Genomic DNA, 16,927 nt, shown 5'->3' on the forward strand with positions numbered 1-16,927 from the left:
GTATAATAGACTTAATATTAGAAGAATATGTTAACGCCCCATAACTTTTTCTGCATTTCTTAATTTTGATCTAATGCCGCTTGAACAAAAAATCCGAACAAGGCATAAACCTTGTCCGGTCCACAAATCTAAATAAGAATCGCCTTGTCGCTGTTCATTTTCTCTCCGCGGATTTTCTGGAATTCCTCCAGCAGTTTGTCCACTGTCAGATCTTTCTTCTCTTCCTCATTTGTTTCAAAAATGATCTGGCCCTTGTCCATCATGATCAGCCTATTTCCCAGGTCAAGTGCCTGCTGCATATTGTGGGTTACCATTAATGTGGTGAGATTATATTTTTCCACAATCTCTTTCGTAAGGCTGGTAATTAATTCTGCACGAGCCGGGTCCAAAGCAGCGGTATGTTCGTCCAAAAGCAATATTTTAGGCTCTGTGAAGGTCGCCATCAACAGGGATAGCGCCTGCCGTTCCCCACCTGACAGCAGTCCGACTTTGGCTGAAAGTCTGTTTTCCAATCCCAGATGAAGCATTTCCAGGTGATTTTGGAAAAAGTCACGCCGTCTCCTGGAAACCCCTTTGCGAAGTCCGCGCGCCGCAGTTCTCGCATAAGCAATGGTCAGATTTTCCTCTATCGTCATAGAAGGGGCTGTTCCGGCCATCGGATCCTGGAAAACGCGTCCAATCAGCCTGGATCTTTTATGTTCCTTCACGAGAGTGACATCCTTTCCATCAACCAGCACTTCTCCCATATCAGGAATCAATTTGCCTGAGATCATGTTCATAAGAGTAGATTTTCCCGCTCCATTACTGCCGATAACCGTCATGAAGTCCCCTTGTTTCAGGTGAAGATCAATTTTGTGCAGAGCTGTTTTTTCGTCTGGAGTTCCCTCATTAAACACTTTATGAATCTGATTTAATTGCAGCAAAATGTTCACCACTTTTCCCGTAAGCATTTGTTTTTTTCGCTTCTGCCAATCTCCGGCGCTTTCTCTGCCTCTCCTTTTGCTGCTGAATAAGCTTGGGCAGAATAAGCGCACCAATCACAATTACGGCTGTTATCAGCTTCATATCTCCTGTTTCAAGAAATTCCACTCTCAATGCAAGAGTAACGATAATTCGATATAAAATGGCTCCTCCAATGACAGCCAGTGTAGCTCTGACAATTGTTTTTGCACCAAAGATTGCTTCTCCAATGATTACGGATGCAAGTCCAATGATTATCATCCCGATTCCCATTCCAACATCACTGAATCCGTTATACTGTGCCACTAATGCTCCTGAAAAAGCAACCAGTGCGTTTGAAATACCCAGACCGGCTATTTTCAGGAGGTCAGTATCAGCAGAAAAGCTGCGGATCATCGTCTCATTGTCACCTGTTGCCCGTATAGCCAATCCAATGTCTGTCTTTAAAAATAGATCAATCAATATCTTTACAGCAAATGCCAAAACCAGCATAAGCAATAGAATCCCCCAGGTCTTAGGAACAAAACTCATTCCCAGCGCTCCAAGCAGACTTTGGATTGCCTGATCAAACCCAAGTCCCTGCCAGAATGCTGTAATCTTTGTGATAGCCGTTTCCTCGGAAAGCAGAGGAACATTTGACTTGCCCATAATCCTGAGATTGATTGAGTATAATGCAATCATCATTAATATTCCGGACAAAAGGGCGTTAATTTTTCCTTTTGTATGAAGAAGGCCTGTAAGGCAGCCTGCTGCAAAACCCGCAAGCAATGCTGTCATTGTTGCCAAAAATGGATTGTACCCGCCTGTTATCATGACAGCAGCAACAGATGCACCTGTTACAAAGCTTCCATCCACCGTCAAATCGGGGAAATCCAATATCCTGAATGAGAGGTAAACACCCAGCGCCATTAAAGCATAAATAGCACCTGCTTCAATGGAGCCAAAGATGGCAGTTGGCATAGTAATCTTCCTTTCTATTAGAAAAGCGCAAGCGCCTTGCTCACCCTCGAGAAGCACAAGACGAGCCTCACGGAAAGGCGTCCTTTGCCTTTTTGTGAGGATTGGCTTGTGACCTCGAGGGGGCAGGCTGCTTGCGCTAGACAGTTATCGAGTAGAAAAGCGCTAATTATTTGCTGAAATTACTCCACAAACTCAGCAAGCTCGTTCCATTCCTCTTTTAAGTCAATTCCCATTTCTTCTGCAGCTTTTTTATTGATTACCAGCTTTAGATTCTGCGGATATTGGACAGGAAGTTCGGAGGGCTTCATGCCGTCTTTTAAAATTTTTGCAGCCATTTCCCCTGCTTCATATCCGATATCCTCATAATCAAATCCGTAAGCAGCAAAGCCCCCGCGTTTAACAGAATCCAGCTCTCCCACGAATAGCGGGATGTCATTGTCGTTTGAAACCTGAATGACGGATTCCAAAGCGGAAACGACAGTATTATCCGTAATAATATAGATGGCATCTGCTTTTCCGACAAGTGATTCAGCAGCCTGTTTCACTTCGGAAGAATTGGATACGGTAGCTTCGGCCAAGTTCATATCTGTACCTGACAGAGCTTCCTTCACCTTATCAATCTGCACCTCTGAATTTTGTTCTCCGGAATTGTAAATCACACCCACCGTTTCAGCCTCAAACTGTTCATCTATAAATTTAACCATGCTGGGTATCGCATCAGGATGCGTATCTGTTGTTCCAGTTATATTTCCTTCTGGAGATTCCATTGATTTTACTAATTGCGCTCCCACTGGATCAGTTACTGAAGTAAATACAATTGGTATATCCTTCGTTGCATTCAGTGCACTTAATGCACTTGGGGTGGAGTTAGCAAAGATCAGGTCTACCCCATCTCCGGCAAAGTTATTTGCAATGGACTGATTATTGTTCTGATCCCCCTGTGCAATCTGGACATCATAGTTTGCTTCAATGCCAGAATCCTCCAATGCCTTTTTAAAGCCCTCCAGCGCCGCATCTAACGAAGGATGCTCGACAATCTGCGTAACTCCTATATTAATTGACTCTCCCTTTTCTTTATCTGAAGAGCCGGCTTCCCCATTTGTACTTTCACTTCCGCAGCCGCTTAACAGCAAAGTTCCTATAAGACCTGCCGAAGCTATTGCTTTAAATGATTTTATTCTCTCTAACATACTAGTGATCCCCCTTTTTTCTCTATCTTTTCACTTCAGCACTTTTATGCTTTTATGCTTTTATTCACTAAATTATATAGTCAATAGCTGTACGATTCAAGATGTTTTTTGATAATTTTCAAAAAAATATTATTTTAATAGAAAAGACACAGCTCAATTCTGCCGTGTCCCATTACTTGCTTATTTATTTTATTTCCCTTTAAATTCTGGTTTTCTTTTTTCAGCAAAGGCTGCAAGAGCTTCAACTCTATCTTCTGTTGGGATAATGACTTCATATGCCTTCCTTTCAATCTGAAGTCCAGTCTGCAAATCGACGCCCATGCCATGCTTTACAGCAAATTTAGCCTGCTGAAGGGCAAGCGGGCCGTTATTAAGCATTTGTCCGGCAAATTCAAAACAATCATTTAAGAGATTATCCTTTTCAGTCACTTTAGTAAGGATGCCGTAATCAAGCGCTTCTTCAGAAGTAAGCCTTTTTGCCGTCAAAATTAATTCAAGGGCTTTAGCCTGGCCAATCAGTCTTGGCAGCCTCTGTGTGCCGCCTGCACCCGGTATTATGGCTAAACTAGTTTCTGTAAGTCCCATGGAAGTGCCGGTAACCGCGATGCGGAAGTCGCAGGATAGTGCCAATTCCATCCCGCCTCCGAATGCAAAACCATTTATAGCAGCGATAGTAGGCTGCGGAAGCTGATCAACCAGGGAGAATACCTCACCTATTTTATATACATTTCTGCGTACTTCCTCGTCAGATAGTGTCCTGCGTTCTTTTAAATCAGCTCCGACACTGAATGCTCTTTCTCCTGCCCCTGTAAAAATCACAACACGAATATCAGGGCTGGTGCGCAGTTTCTCAACTGTTTCCTGAAGCTCAGACAAAGTTTCATAATTAAAAGCATTCATTGCATCAGGGCGGTTAATCGTCACGACCGCAATATGACCTTTTTTTTCGACAGCAATAGAACTCATATGTATCTCTCCTCTTTCCTTTGCTATCTAATAATTCGATAAATTTCGAGAAAACCCTTTCAAATTTAGCAATTCGAATGAAGAATAGAAAAGGACAGACACATGTCATGCCTGCCCTTAAAAGCCTATTTAGCCTGAAGAATCTGATTCTTCAATGCCCTCCGTAAGATTTTTCCAGTTGTATTCTTTGGAAGCTCCTCTAAAAATTCGATTGCTGACGGAACTTTATATCTAGCCAGATGCTCTGCACAGTATGCAAGCAGCACTTCTTCTGTCAGATGCGAATTGTTAGATACTACATAACACTTTACAGCTTCACCCAGATTCGGGTCTGGCACGCCCAATACAGCAGCTTCTACGACCTCCCCGTGATTATAGAGCACTTCCTCTACTTCCCGCGGATACACATTATAGCCGCCGACTAAAATAAGGTCCTTTTTGCGGTCAACGATATAAAAATAGCCTTCCTCATCCCTTTTTGCGAGGTCTCCTGTATAAAGCCAGCCATCGCGGATAGTGGCCGCGGTTTCTTCCGGCAGCTTGTAATACCCTTTCATCACGTTTGGCCCGCGTACAATCAATTCACCTACTTCGCCAACAGAAACTTCCTCTCCCAGTTCATTTACGACTTTATTCTCGACGTTCATAATGGATTGCCCGATTGAGCCTGCTTTACGCGGTTTATCAAGCGGATTGAAGCATGTCACCGGGGAAGCTTCTGAAAGACCGTATCCTTCCGAGACAATGACATTGAATTTTTTCTCAAAGCCATGAAGAAGTGCAACCGGCATGGCAGCACCACCTGATATGCACAGCCTTAACGATTTCAGATCTTCCGGATTGCCATCTTCATACTGAAGAAGGAAATTGTACATGGTCGGAACTCCGGCAAAAACAGTAGGTTCATATTTCTTTGCTAGCCTGAAAATCTCTTTCGGGCTGAATTTTGGATCTATTAAAATGGTAGCCCCATTCATCAGAGGTGCATTTAGAGCAACCGTTAAACAGAAAACATGGAACATAGGCAAAGTAGTAATAACCCGGTCATTCTCGTTCATGTGCAAATAGTCGCTGACATCCTTTGCATTGCTGTAGAGGTTTTTATGTGTAAGCATGGCACCTTTTGGCTTTCCTGTCGTACCGGATGTATATAGGATAACGGCTGTATCATCTTCTTCGAGTTCAGGGCCTTTAAACCCAAAATCTCCTGAATCTATCACCTGTGTAAACGATTTCATTTTTGAAAAAGCTGATAATGCAGACAGATCCTGTTCTGAAGCTTGTCCCTGAGGTGTATCACAAATAATAAAGTTTTCCACCTTTGGAAGCGCCTGATGCATCTTCTCAATTAAAGGCACTAATAGATCAAGCGTAACAACCGCTTTGACATCACCATTATTTACAATGTAGCCAATTTCATCGGGTGTATAGATTGGGTTGATCGGTATAACAGTTGCTCCAAGACGCAACGCTCCATGCAGTCCGATGACAAAATGCGGTGAATTCCCCAGTAAAAGAGCAATATGATCTCCTTTTTTCACTCCCAGCTTTGAAAGCCCATCCGCAAATTTGGTTACAGCACCATCAAGCTCTGCGTACGTACTGGACTGATCCATAAAATAATAGGCTGTCTTATCGCCCATCTTAATCGCCGTTTTATGCAGCTGCTCTGTTAAATTCATTTACACTCCCCCTGTAATGAATGAATAGTCATTCATTATTATTAAATAAATTTTCTAAATATATTATATTGAAAGAAATTTTTGTATTCAAGTAGGAAAGCGAATCTTTCACAATTTCTTTTTTACAGTGACTGGCCCGCAAGACATGATATAAGAATAAGAAAAGCCGGCATTATGCCAGCTCTCTCTCATTAATACACCAGGTTGATAAATTCTTCTTTAGTCACATTTCCGAAGTAATGCTTAATGTCCACTCCTTCAAAAGCCTTTTCAATCTCTGACTTTTCATAGCGAATTCCTGTTAGCTTGTTTTCTATTTCACTAACATCGCCAACCCCAAAAAAGTCTCCGTATATTTTGCATCCCTCAATTTTTCCTTTTGTGACATTAAGTCTGATGTCAATTTGACCAACAGGGAAGCGGTGAGAATGCTGAAGATCAAATTTAGGTGATCTTCCATAATTCCAATCCCAGTTTTGATAGCGCTCCCTGGACAGCTGGTGAATTCTTTCCCAGTCCTCATCCATAAGCTTGTACTCCGGAATTTCACCTAAATCTCCAAAAATATTCTTTAGAAGCAAAGTGCGAAATTCTTCTATCGTGATTTCTTCGTCCAGGAACTCAGATATATTAGCAACCCGGCTTCGAATTGACTTAATTCCCTTTGATTCAATTTTATCCTTCTTTACCTTTAGCGCTGAAACGACACTTTCAATTTCGGAATCAAACAAGAGGGTGCCATGGCTAAACATTCTCCCTTTGGTGGAAAACTGGGCATTCCCGGATATTTTTCTCCCTTCTGCCATCAGATCATTCCGGCCGCTTAATTCAGCATTCACACCAAGCTTCTGCAAAGCTTCTGTAACTGGTTCGGTAAACTTTTGGAAGTTATGAAAGCTATCACCATCATCTTTTGTAATAAAGCTGAAGTTAAGATTGCCTAAATCATGATAAACGGCCCCTCCTCCAGATAGCCTTCTGACAACATGGATGCCATTATCCTCCACATATTCCGTATTAATCTCTTCTACTGTATTCTGGTTTTTTCCGATAATAATGGAAGGTTCATTAATATAAAACAGCAAATAGGTTTCTTCAATATCAAGATTCTTTAGTGCATATTCCTCAATAGCAAGATTAATTCTGGGATCTGTGATTCCCTGGTTGTCGATAAAAAGCATCTATTTTCCTCCTTAAAATATATGAGACCATTGGTAATCCGCTATAGAAATAGGACCGGCATATTTAGTCGATGCCTCCTCCTTCAGCTTTCGAAGTTCACCATAATGAGGCAAATGTGTCAGCAGCAGATTATTCACCTTTGCAATGCTTGCCAATGTTCCAGCATCCAGGCTTGTCATATGCCCTGCATTTTTCCCGTTCTGATGACCATAAAAATTACACTCGCAAACTAATAGATCAGCATTTTCGCTAAATGCCACCAGCTCTTCTTTATAAGAAGTATCTGCCGTGTAAACAAGTGATTTGCCGCCTGCTTCAATTCTCATTGCATAGCATGGCACAGGATGATTGGTTTTCATAAAGCGAATCTGAAATGGTCCTGCTGTGAGAGTGCCTTCAGGATCATAGGCGACTCCTTTTGTAATATCCTTATATGTAAGTTTGGCAAATTCAGGCTGGTCGAAAGAATGTCCATAAATCGGGAGTGCAGCTGTTTTCTTGCCCAGGAAGCCCTGAATGAGCCTTGCATGCTGCAGCACTCCTATATCCGCAATATGATCTGGATGGTAATGCGAGATAATCAGCCCATCTAAGTCTTCTGGCTGAAAAAAATTCTGCATTTTTGAAAGCACGCCGCTTCCGCAGTCTACCAGCAAATGAAATCCTTCATGCTCCAGTAAATACCCGGAACTGGCCCCATCTGCTTTAGGATAACCGCCCCAGCTGCCGATTACAGTTAACTTCATCACAAATTCCCTCCTACTATAACTGGATAACCTGGCTTTCCTATGTCCAATATACTCGATTATGCCTATTTTTTCACTTTTTTAAAATTGTATTGAAACAGATGTTGACATAAAAATACTGTTATAATACAATGAACTTAAATAATCAAACTATTTAGAACAAAAACACAAATTAGGAGGCTTCAACATGATTCAAAACATTATGGAGTTTTTCAGAAACCTGCCGGCAAAACAATGTTCAGAATGCGGGAAGTCGATCGAAGAACAGCATGAATGCTACGGAAACAAGTGTGAAAAATGCATGGGAATGACAGATTTATAGAATAATATATTTTAAGCCAGCCCACACAGGGCTGGCTTTGCTTTTATTTATAATCAATCAGTCTGCTCTGCAGCAGCTGCAAATCTTTTCTTGTGCATGGCAGTAAAGTAAACAAAAGATCCTGCAATGAACAAGGCTCCGAAGCTCAGGAGAATTACCGCATTCTCCCACATAAAATCAAAATTGCCGCTTGAAATGACTGCCTTAAAACCGGAAACAGAATAGGTCATAGGCAAATATGAACTGATTGGCTGAAGGGCATTAGGAATCAGCTCAAGCGGAAAAGTACCGGCACTTGTTGTCAGCTGGAGTATTAAAATAATGATCGCAACAAACCGGCCTGGGTCACCCATGACAGTGACAAAGAATTGAATAAGCGCTATGAAAGTCAGACTGGTTAGGATTGTAAACAGAAGAAACAAAGGTACACTCTGAACTTCCAGGCCAAGTCCCAGCAATAGAATCATCGCTGCAATAAGACCCTGAATAATGCCTATTCCTGCAAGGATTCCGAACTTGCTTGCAAACCAGCTGAATCCTGAGCGCGGAACGCCAGCCGGTTCCCTAAGCGGGAATACAATGGAAAGCAGCAGAGCTCCAACAAAAAGACCAAGAGACAGAAAATATGGTGCAAATCCTGTACCGTAGTTTGGAACTTCTGTAATCTTCTCATTATCTATTTCTACCGGATTTGCCATCATGTTATACGTTTTATCGCTGGCATTTACTGATGAAGCATTTTCAGCGCCATCAGCTAATTTATTTGCTAACTCAGACGATCCTTCATAAATTTGTGAATTGCCCTCAGCAACTTTGCCTGCACCAGCTTCAAGCTGCTTCGAGCCGTCTGCAAATGCAGCTGAACCTTGTGTCAGTTTGCCAAGGCCTCCTGACAGATCTGCTGCACCGCCTGCCAGCCTGTCTGCTCCGGCCTGCGCTTCACCAAACTTCTGAGCAAATGTTTCCATTCCTGCATCGAAATCTTTATGGCCCTGTACCAGCTTAAGGGAACCATTTTCCAGCTCGGCTGTTCCCTGGGCAAGCTGATTTATTCCCTGCTGGAGCTGCTGCTGTCCTGCCTTTAGCTGCCCCATTCTTTGGGACAATTCAGCTCCTCCACTAGATAGTTTGCCGGCTGATTCGGCAAGCTGGGCTGATCCGGTTTTCAGCTGTGCAAGTGCAGTCTGAAGCTCAGTCTTTTCAGGAGAACCTTCTGGAAGCTGCGATAAGATGCCCTGCAGCCTTTGTTCTAAAAGAACAGTGCCTCCGCTGAGTTTTTGCGCTTCCGTCTGCCATTGCTCCAGAGATGAAGATAATGTGTTTGCTCCATTTTCAAGCTGTTCGGTTCCATCGATCATAACTGGAAGTTTTTCTTTTACTGTTAAGATTCCTTCTTTTGTTTGTGTAACACCTGCAGAAAGATCTTCACTACCTGACTTTAGCTGATCAGAAGCATTTCTCAATTCCGATTGGCCTCCTGCAAGTTTGCCTAAACCTTCTGAAAGAGATTTAGCTCCTTCTGCCATTTCCTTAGAACCCTTGCTTGCTGTGCTTACGCCGTTATTGAACTCAATGGATTTATTGGCCAAAAGCTCAAGCTTCTCATGCAGGGTTTTGGAGCCGTCCTTAAGATCAGCTGCTCCTTCACTGATTTGAAGGGCACCATCACTTGCCTGTCCAATGCCATCTGCAAGTTCCCCTATTTTATCAAACATGGTTTCTGCATATGTTTCAGTTACTTTTTCTGACAGTGACGCTTTAATTTTTTCAACAGCCGTCCCGCCAATTTGAGCAGATAAGAAATTGTAGCTCTCATTAGGAACGTAAATCAGATTCATTTTCTGCGGTTTGTCTTCCAGCAGAGTGGTAGCATTCTTGGAAAAATCCTTAGGAATTTCAACCAGCATATAGTATTGCTGATCATTTAGATCCTTATATGCTTCTTCTTTATCAACAAATTGAAAGTTAAAGTCCTTGCTTTCCTTTAAATTATCAACAAGATCATTGCCCAGGTGCAATTCATTTCCTTCCAATACAGCACCGGCATCTTCATTAACGATGGCAACCGGGAGATCATCTAAATGATCGTATGGATCCCAGAATGCCCACAGGAACATTCCACTGTATAAAACCGGAATAAACATGACTGCTATAATTGGAATCAGCAGCTTTTTGTTTTTTTATAATGGCTGAAAACTCCTTAAGGAAAAGTTTGTTTTTCACCGTAAATCCCTCCAAATTACTTTTTGACTATTTTTCTCATTTGGTCATTTTTCTGAAAAAATAGAGGACTATCTAGTTCGATAATCCTTTCATAATGTATTGCTCAAACAGAAGAGCTATTTTTTCTTTTTCCAATGGTTCATGACGCTGTTCCCAATCAAAAATAAGTGCAATATAAAGCTTAAGCATGACAAAGGAAGTCAGTTCCGGATCGCATTCCCGGATTTCTCCTCTTTCAATGGCAAGTGTAACTTTACCTTTCACATATTTAATTATCGCATCCTCCACTTTCCCAATTACATCTGTAACAGCAGGAGTTCCCATTTCCTTTGCTTCCTGGAAAAGCTTGATTGTCAGCTGATGCTTCATGCGGAATTCAAGTATTTTATACAATCCCCGATGAACATTTTTGTGAAAGGGCAAAGAAGGATCAAGCGCTTCATCGGCTGCATTTTTCATTTCCGTGATAAGCGTATGGATAATTTCATCAAACAGCTCTTCTTTATTTTTAAAGAAATTATAGATAGTGCCTTTTCCAACATTCGCAAGCTTTGCAACCTGATCCATAGTGGTTGCTTTATAGCCGAAAAGAGAAAATGATTTTGTGGCTGCTTCAAGAATCTGCTGTTTCCGATCTGCTGACATATACTCACCTCTTCGAAAATGACTAATTGAACAATTTGGTCATTAGTACAAGAAGTAATTTATCATACTCTATTTGAAAAAGCAACCTGAAATGATGCCAATTTAAAAAGCTGTCACACACGGACAGCTTTTGGCTTGTTGATTTGCAGGTAATCTAATATATTTCGAACTGCCTCTTCTGCCTGATCTATACAGTCAGGAACACCAAGACCTTCATACGAACTTCCTGCCAGAAAAATGCCCGGCAGCTCATCCTGCGCCTGTTTCTTTGCCAATCCGACGCGTTCTTTATGTCCAACGGTATACTGAGGCATTGAATCCTTCCATCTTGTTACATAACTAAATTCAGGATTCATATTAATATTCATCGTTTTATTTAAGTCATCAAGCACAACTTTAATAATTTGATCATCTGACAGATCCACAACTGCTTCATCACCGGCTTTGCCAACGTAACAGCGCAGAAGCACTTTTCCTTTTGGGGTAGAATGAGGCCATTTTTTATGTGTCCAGGTACAGGCAGTAATAGTGTAATCACTGTGGCGTGAAACAACAAAACCCGTTCCGTCTATATCCCTTTCAATCGCATCCTCCGGAAAAGCCAGAGCAACAGTTGCCACTGAAGTGGACGGCATTTCTTTAAACTGCTCAAAAAGTCCCCAGCCGGAGAAGATGCTGCACAACGCATGGTGGGGAACAGCCATAACTATGCAATCTGCATTAAGGCTTTCTCCCCCATTTATTTCAACGGTATAGCTTTTGCCATTCTTAATAACCGATTCAATGCGATGGCCTTTCAGCACAGTCCCGGGTTCAAGCTTGCTTTCGAGAGCATCGACAAGTGATTGAAGCCCTGATTTGAAAGTAAGAAACATTCCTTCTTTGCTTTTGCTGTTTCCGGCTTGTTTCGGCTGAGAGCCTGCAGCCTTCTTCATTCCCATTATTAAGCTTCTATACTTCTGTTCAACCTGATAAAACTGCGGAAAAGTGGCCATAAGGCTCAATTGATCAATATCGCCTGCATATATGCCAGAGAGAAGCGGTTCAATCAAATTATCGACAACTTCGTCACCAAGCCTTCTTCTGAAAAAGGCACCCAGAGACTGATCTGTGGAAGGATTGGAGCGCGGCAGCACAAAATCTGCCGCAGCTCTTGCCTTTCCTGCAGGAGAGAATAAGCCGGTTGTTATAAAGGGAGCAATTTGTGTCGGGATGCCCATGATGGATCCTCCAGGCATTGGATATAGTCGCTGCCTTACAAGGACATAGGACTTGCCAGAAGTATTTCTCACAAGTTCCTTTTCAAGGCCCGCTTCCCTGGCAAGGCGCGCTGCACTTTGCTTACGGGCCAAAAAGGAGTCTGGCCCTCGTTCGATCACAAAACCGTCTCGAATTATTGTTTGAATCTTTCCGCCAAGACGATGGGAAGCCTCTATGAGATTAACGTCCAGAGTCAAGCCCTTTTCTTTTGCTTCCTTCTGCAGATAATAAGCTGCAGCAAGACCCGTAATTCCTCCTCCGGCAACAATAACTTTCTGTCTCTCTCCCTGCACGGTAAATCGCCTTCTTTTCTAATTTTTGCATTATCGCAGTCAACAGGCAGTAAGCCCCCACTGAGTGAAGTTTCGCTTTATCTATTCAGCAATTTAAAAATGGCATCTGACATTGCATCAATGAACTCAGGCTGTGAATTCGGCATTTCAGGGCGGTAATAGCTTGCTCCCAGCTCATCAGTGACAACTTTGCATTCATAATCATTATCGTACAGCACTTCAAGATGATCTGACACAAAACCTACTGGTGTGTATACGAATGCTTTGTAGCCTTTATTCTCATAAAGATCTCTTGTCAAATCCTGTACATCAGGCCCAAGCCATGGCTCAGGTGTGTTTCCTGCACTTTGCCAGCCGACAGCATAGTTTTTGACACCAGCCTGTTCGGCTATGAGGTCAGCTGTTTCCTGCAGCTGAAGCGGATATGGATCCCCTGATTGCAGGATTTTTTCCGGCAAACTATGTGCAGAAACAATTAACACTGCAGAATCTTTTTCTTCAGCAGGCATTTTATCGAAAGTTTCTTTTACCCGATCAGCCCAATATTTAATAAACTTAGGCTCTTTATACCAGCTTTCAACTGACCTTATTTCAAGGCCGCCAAGCTTTTCAGCCTCTTCCTTGGCTCTGCCGTTATATGATTTCACGCTGAAGGTTGAGAAATGAGGCGCAAGAACAATGCTGACAGCTTCCTCAATCCCATCCTCATGCATTTGTTTAACCGCATCTTCTATGAAAGGTTCGATATGCTTCAGCCCAATATACATTTTGAATTCATACTCGTCCTGAATTTCATTTAAATGCTGTTCAAGTTTTTCAGCCTGATCTTTAGTAATTTCTGCAAGCGGCGATATTCCGCCGATAGCTTCATACCTGCTTCTTAAATCTTCAAGCATTTCCTCAGAAGGCTTTCTTCCTCTGCGGATATGTGTATAGTAACGCTCAATGTCTTCTTCCTTATAGGGAGTTCCATAAGCCATTACAAGTAAACCCATTCTCTTTTTACCCATGTCATCCACCTCAAATTCTGTCTCCAATTTTTATTGTGCCAAAAAACAAATCGATTACCAAAACTAATGCTCATAGCAATATGCAAGTGCAGCCTGCTATCGCTTTTAGCCAGTCTGAGGCTACTAGCTTAATTTTGAGGCAGAGTATTCGTGAATAAAAGCAGTTAATTTCTTTAATGTGTCAGGATTAACCTCCGGGAAAACACCGTGTCCAAGGTTGAAAATATAACCCGGCTGAGCCATTCCCTGATCAAGAATAGCTTTTGCTTTTTCCTCGATAACCTCCCAAGGTGCAAGGAGAATCGCAGGGTCAAGATTACCCTGAACTGTTTTGGTGATGCCTTTTGCCCTTGCTTCCTGAATCGGAAGTCTCCAGTCCAGCCCAACTACATCAAGCTGCAGATCATGCCACTCCAATGCCAGGTGGCTTGCACCTACACCGAACATGATCAGCGGGACATTCTCTTCTTTTAAGGCAGAGAAGATACGATTCATGACAGGCTTAATAAAATAGCGGTAATCCTCCACATTTAAGGCGCCAACCCATGAATCGAAAATCTGGATGGCTTTTGCACCTGCTTTGACCTGGGATTTCACATATGTAATAGTCATTTCCCCAAGCTTTTCCATTAAGGCAAACCAGGCTTTAGGTTCTGCATACATGAATGCTTTCGTTTTGTTGTAATTCTTTGATGGTCCGCCTTCAATCATATAACTGGCAAGAGTAAATGGAGCCCCTGCAAAACCGATTAGAGGCACAGTCAACTGCTCTTGAGTAAGAAGCTTAATAGTATCCAGTACATAAGGAACGTCCTCTTCCGGATTTATTTCCCCAAGCTTCTCTACATCAGCTATGGAACGGATTGGATTTGAAATAACAGGGCCGATTCCTGATTTAATTTCCACATCAACCCCAATGGCAGGAAGCGGTGACATTATATCTTTATAAAGAATGGCAGCATCATTGTTATATTGCTCTACCGGCAGCCTTGTAACATAAGCACAAAGCTCAGGCTGATGTGTAATTTCGAATAGGGAGTATTTTTCTTTTATTGCTCTATACTCAGGCTGTGAGCGGCCAGCCTGGCGCATATACCATACAGGAACATATTCTGTCTGTTCTCCCCTTGCTGCCTTCAGAAATGTATCATTAAATGAGTTCGCCATTAAATTTTATCCACCTTTCAAGTCTTGTCTGCGTATTATTGTAATATATATGTAACCAAATTAGAAATCTCGAATATCTATCCTTTATGACTATATCCTTTTTTCTTTGTTTTTGTATAGATTTGAACGCCAAATGTCAAAAAATTGACGTTTTTAACTGTTTAAATAAGGGAAAATTAAAGATTATAAGGTTATCAGCACCTTCATATATATTTTAATAAATTAATGCTAATAAAATTTACCGCCAAAAAGAACACAATAAAACTTATCCAAGTGGAGTGAGAAAATATGAAGCTTTATATGGCCAGAGGAACTTACGATTTTTTGAAAAAAATTGAGGAAAAGCATCCTGATGAAAACATGGTTACAATGCAGAATACTGATAGTGCCTTATTAATTCATGAAACTTCAGGCGCCTCCATCTTTAAGGAGCCACGTTCCTATGAGGTAATTGATTCTTCCGGACCTTTCTCGGGCGCAGGATTTGCCGTTCTGAATAATATACCCGTCACAGAGGAAGGCAGGCCGCTTTTTGAGCACCGGTTTAAAAACAGGGCGGGACTTATCGAAAATGAACCTGGATTTGCGGCTATCCGGGTTCTGCGGCCTCTTGAATCAAACACATATATCATTCTAACGCTATGGCGGGATGAAAAATCCTTTAAGAACTGGCAGAATTCCAAAGCATATGAAAAAGCACATGAAAAACGCGGGACGGAAAGCGGCATCGATAAGACACCTAATATATTCTCCAGTCCTTCATATGTGACCCATTATTATATCCCTGAAGAAGAGTAATAAGAAAAGCGGCTGGAGCTAAACAGTTATATAAGTTCAAAATCATCATTTCTTACCCTGTAAAAAGGATGAGGCCTTATAGCTCATCCTTTTTTCGCCTGTTTTTTTATGATTCCATTTCGGTTGGCATACACGGCTGCCTGTGTACGGTCAGCAACGCCCAGTTTACTGAGGATATTGCTAACGTGTGTTTTGACGGTTTTGATGCCAATGAACAATTCTTCACTGATTTCCTGGTTTGTCATCCCTTCCCCAATGCAGAGCAGGACATCAAACTCCCTTTCAGTTAAATCATCATGAGGCTTTTTCTCTTTTTCTCTGAAACGGCTTACCATTTTCCCAGCAACCTTTGATTCAATGACAGGCTCACCCTGTGCAGCTTTATTAATGGCATTCACAACTTCGGCAGCATTTGCCGTCTTCAGCATATAGCTGAAGGCACCCGCTTCAATAGCCGGAAAAACTTGTTCATCATCGTAAAAGCTGGTTATGATAATAACCTTGCATTCAGGATAGGTTTTTAAAATCTCCCTTGTCGCTTCAATTCCGTTTCCATTTTCCATCAGGAGATCCATCAAAACGATTTCCGGCCGTTCTTTGAGCACAAGCTTTACAGCTTCATTCCCACTGCCTGCTTCCCCAATGACCTCTATGTTAGATTCAGTTGCCAAATAAGAAATAATGCCCCTTCTGACCATTTCATGATCATCCACAACTGCTACCCTGATCATTTCAGCCTCTCCCCTTTGCCGGAATTTTAATATCTATATAAGTTCCTTCGTTTTCTTTGGATCGTATTTTGAATATTCCGCCAACCTCCTCGCAGCGTTCCCTCATAGTTTTCAGCCCGTAAGAAGTGATTCTCTCTTTATGTGGATTAAACCCTTTTCCATTATCAGCAATAAAAAGATAGATGTAATCTTCCTCTTCCGTTAGGGTTACTCTGATCTTTCCTGCATCCGCATGTCGGAGCACATTTGATAAAGCCTCCTGGACAATCCTGAATAAATGTTCTTCCGCTGCTTTGGAAAGATTTTCAACCTCATCAATGCTTGCATGGAATTCGATGTTTGTTTTTGCCTTTAACTCCTGTATCAGCTTAATAATACCGTCACAGAGTCTGTCATTACTCAACTGCACAGGCCTAAGATGGAGGAGAAGCGCTCTCATTTCCCCCTGGGCTTTCGCAGCGATTTCAGAGATTTCATTTAACTGCTCTCTCGCTTTATCACTATCCAAATCAAAAACTCTCAGGGCTGCTGAAGACATCATACTTAATGCGAAAAGCTGCTGGCTCACTACATCATGCAGATCCCTGGCCAGGCGCTGTCTTTCTTCCATTACAGCTGCTGAATGGGCGGTTTGTGCCAATACAGACTTTTCATCAGCAAGCCGCTGCATGGAAAAAACCTGCTCCTGAATATTTTCGGCCAGCTGATTCAGTTCATCTGATATTAATCCTATTTCATCTTTTTCATAAGATTCCATCCGATCAGCATACTTGCCGCTTCTTAAGGTCGAAA

Annotated in this window: 16 protein-coding genes; 2 read left to right on the forward strand and 14 right to left on the reverse strand. The window is 42.1% G+C overall.

Going from position 1 to position 16,927, the window contains the following annotated elements; genetic code table 11:
- Window positions 1–128 precede the first annotated feature (128 nt).
- The 7 genes from BFI01S_RS17550 to BFI01S_RS17580 all read right to left on the reverse strand — a co-directional run bounded on the left by BFI01S_RS17550 (window position 129) and on the right by BFI01S_RS17580 (window position 7,686).
- Entirely contained in the window at window positions 129–923 is a 795-nt protein-coding gene (locus BFI01S_RS17550) for an ABC transporter ATP-binding protein (RefSeq protein WP_061793764.1), read from the reverse strand.
- Window positions 898–1,920, reverse strand: a complete 1,023-nt coding sequence (locus BFI01S_RS17555) for an ABC transporter permease (RefSeq protein ID WP_061793765.1) — start codon at window positions 1,918–1,920, stop codon at window positions 898–900. Before BFI01S_RS17555 ends, BFI01S_RS17550 begins: the two co-directional genes overlap by 26 nt.
- A gap of 179 nt (window positions 1,921–2,099) precedes the next feature.
- Entirely contained in the window at window positions 2,100–3,110 is a 1,011-nt protein-coding gene (locus BFI01S_RS17560; protein ID WP_061793766.1) for an ABC transporter substrate-binding protein, read from the reverse strand.
- Window positions 3,111–3,299: 189 nt separating this feature from the next.
- Window positions 3,300–4,076, reverse strand: coding sequence for an enoyl-CoA hydratase-related protein (locus tag BFI01S_RS17565; protein WP_061793767.1), 777 nt, complete (start codon window positions 4,074–4,076; stop codon window positions 3,300–3,302).
- 125 nt (window positions 4,077–4,201) lie between these two features.
- Window positions 4,202–5,758 carry a fatty acid--CoA ligase family protein gene (locus BFI01S_RS17570; protein ID WP_061793768.1) on the reverse strand — a complete coding sequence of 519 codons (1,557 nt, stop codon included), beginning with the start codon at window positions 5,756–5,758 and terminating at the stop codon, window positions 4,202–4,204.
- 191 nt (window positions 5,759–5,949) lie between these two features.
- Complete coding sequence (gene lplA / locus BFI01S_RS17575; RefSeq protein ID WP_061793769.1) at window positions 5,950–6,939, reverse strand: lipoate--protein ligase; 990 nt, start codon at window positions 6,937–6,939, stop codon at window positions 5,950–5,952.
- Window positions 6,940–6,951: 12 nt separating this feature from the next.
- Window positions 6,952–7,686: an MBL fold metallo-hydrolase gene (locus BFI01S_RS17580; protein WP_061793770.1), complete on the reverse strand. Its 735-nt coding sequence runs from the start codon at window positions 7,684–7,686 to the stop codon at window positions 6,952–6,954.
- Between the two features lie 187 nt (window positions 7,687–7,873).
- Between BFI01S_RS17580 and yhfH the strand changes: the two genes are divergently transcribed.
- Window positions 7,874–8,008, forward strand: a complete 135-nt coding sequence (yhfH, locus tag BFI01S_RS22645; RefSeq protein ID WP_076261153.1) for a protein YhfH — start codon at window positions 7,874–7,876, stop codon at window positions 8,006–8,008.
- A gap of 53 nt (window positions 8,009–8,061) precedes the next feature.
- Here yhfH and BFI01S_RS17585 read toward each other — a convergent pair whose 3' ends face one another.
- From BFI01S_RS17585 to hemE, 5 genes are all read right to left on the reverse strand, one after another.
- Window positions 8,062–10,152: a YhgE/Pip family protein gene (locus BFI01S_RS17585; RefSeq protein ID WP_369691500.1), complete on the reverse strand. Its 2,091-nt coding sequence runs from the start codon at window positions 10,150–10,152 to the stop codon at window positions 8,062–8,064.
- Window positions 10,153–10,303: 151 nt separating this feature from the next.
- The gene (locus tag BFI01S_RS17590; RefSeq protein WP_061793772.1) at window positions 10,304–10,876 is read right to left on the reverse strand and encodes a TetR/AcrR family transcriptional regulator; all 573 of its coding nucleotides are present in this window, start codon (window positions 10,874–10,876) and stop codon (window positions 10,304–10,306) included.
- Window positions 10,877–10,989: 113 nt separating this feature from the next.
- Window positions 10,990–12,429, reverse strand: coding sequence for a protoporphyrinogen oxidase (hemY, locus tag BFI01S_RS17595; protein ID WP_061793773.1), 1,440 nt, complete (start codon window positions 12,427–12,429; stop codon window positions 10,990–10,992).
- A 77-nt stretch (window positions 12,430–12,506) separates the two neighbouring features.
- Window positions 12,507–13,439 carry a ferrochelatase gene (gene hemH, locus BFI01S_RS17600; RefSeq protein ID WP_061793774.1) on the reverse strand — a complete coding sequence of 311 codons (933 nt, stop codon included), beginning with the start codon at window positions 13,437–13,439 and terminating at the stop codon, window positions 12,507–12,509.
- A 123-nt stretch (window positions 13,440–13,562) separates the two neighbouring features.
- Window positions 13,563–14,606, reverse strand: a complete 1,044-nt coding sequence (gene hemE, locus BFI01S_RS17605) for a uroporphyrinogen decarboxylase (protein ID WP_061793775.1) — start codon at window positions 14,604–14,606, stop codon at window positions 13,563–13,565.
- 288 nt (window positions 14,607–14,894) lie between these two features.
- On the opposite strand from hemE, the gene BFI01S_RS17610 reads away from it, so the two are divergent.
- Entirely contained in the window at window positions 14,895–15,404 is a 510-nt protein-coding gene (locus tag BFI01S_RS17610) for an antibiotic biosynthesis monooxygenase family protein (protein WP_061793776.1), read from the forward strand.
- Between the two features lie 83 nt (window positions 15,405–15,487).
- Here BFI01S_RS17610 and BFI01S_RS17615 read toward each other — a convergent pair whose 3' ends face one another.
- Entirely contained in the window at window positions 15,488–16,135 is a 648-nt protein-coding gene (locus tag BFI01S_RS17615) for a response regulator transcription factor (protein WP_061793777.1), read from the reverse strand.
- Window position 16,136: 1 nt separating this feature from the next.
- Window positions 16,137–16,927, reverse strand: a 791-nt coding sequence (locus BFI01S_RS17620) for a sensor histidine kinase (protein ID WP_061793778.1), incomplete at its 5' end; no start/stop codon positions are given.

This window comes from Cytobacillus firmus NBRC 15306 (assembly GCF_001591465.1).
GTDB lineage: Bacteria > Bacillota > Bacilli > Bacillales > Cytobacillaceae > Cytobacillus > Cytobacillus firmus.

Coding starts and splice junctions, on each gene's coding strand:
- BFI01S_RS17585 (WP_369691500.1), bottom strand. CDS start 10,152: ATGTTTATTCCGGTTTTATACAGTGGAATGTTCCTGTGGGCATTCTGG.
- BFI01S_RS17610 (WP_061793776.1), top strand. CDS start 14,895: ATGAAGCTTTATATGGCCAGAGGAACTTACGATTTTTTGAAAAAAATT.
- yhfH (WP_076261153.1), top strand. CDS start 7,874: ATGATTCAAAACATTATGGAGTTTTTCAGAAACCTGCCGGCAAAACAA.
- lplA (WP_061793769.1), bottom strand. CDS start 6,939: ATGCTTTTTATCGACAACCAGGGAATCACAGATCCCAGAATTAATCTT.
- BFI01S_RS17560 (WP_061793766.1), bottom strand. CDS start 3,110: ATGTTAGAGAGAATAAAATCATTTAAAGCAATAGCTTCGGCAGGTCTT.
- BFI01S_RS17555 (WP_061793765.1), bottom strand. CDS start 1,920: ATGCCAACTGCCATCTTTGGCTCCATTGAAGCAGGTGCTATTTATGCT.
- hemH (WP_061793774.1), bottom strand. CDS start 13,439: ATGGGTAAAAAGAGAATGGGTTTACTTGTAATGGCTTATGGAACTCCC.
- BFI01S_RS17570 (WP_061793768.1), bottom strand. CDS start 5,758: ATGAATTTAACAGAGCAGCTGCATAAAACGGCGATTAAGATGGGCGAT.
- BFI01S_RS17580 (WP_061793770.1), bottom strand. CDS start 7,686: ATGAAGTTAACTGTAATCGGCAGCTGGGGCGGTTATCCTAAAGCAGAT.
- BFI01S_RS17590 (WP_061793772.1), bottom strand. CDS start 10,876: ATGTCAGCAGATCGGAAACAGCAGATTCTTGAAGCAGCCACAAAATCA.
- BFI01S_RS17615 (WP_061793777.1), bottom strand. CDS start 16,135: ATGATCAGGGTAGCAGTTGTGGATGATCATGAAATGGTCAGAAGGGGC.
- hemE (WP_061793775.1), bottom strand. CDS start 14,606: ATGGCGAACTCATTTAATGATACATTTCTGAAGGCAGCAAGGGGAGAA.
- BFI01S_RS17565 (WP_061793767.1), bottom strand. CDS start 4,076: ATGAGTTCTATTGCTGTCGAAAAAAAAGGTCATATTGCGGTCGTGACG.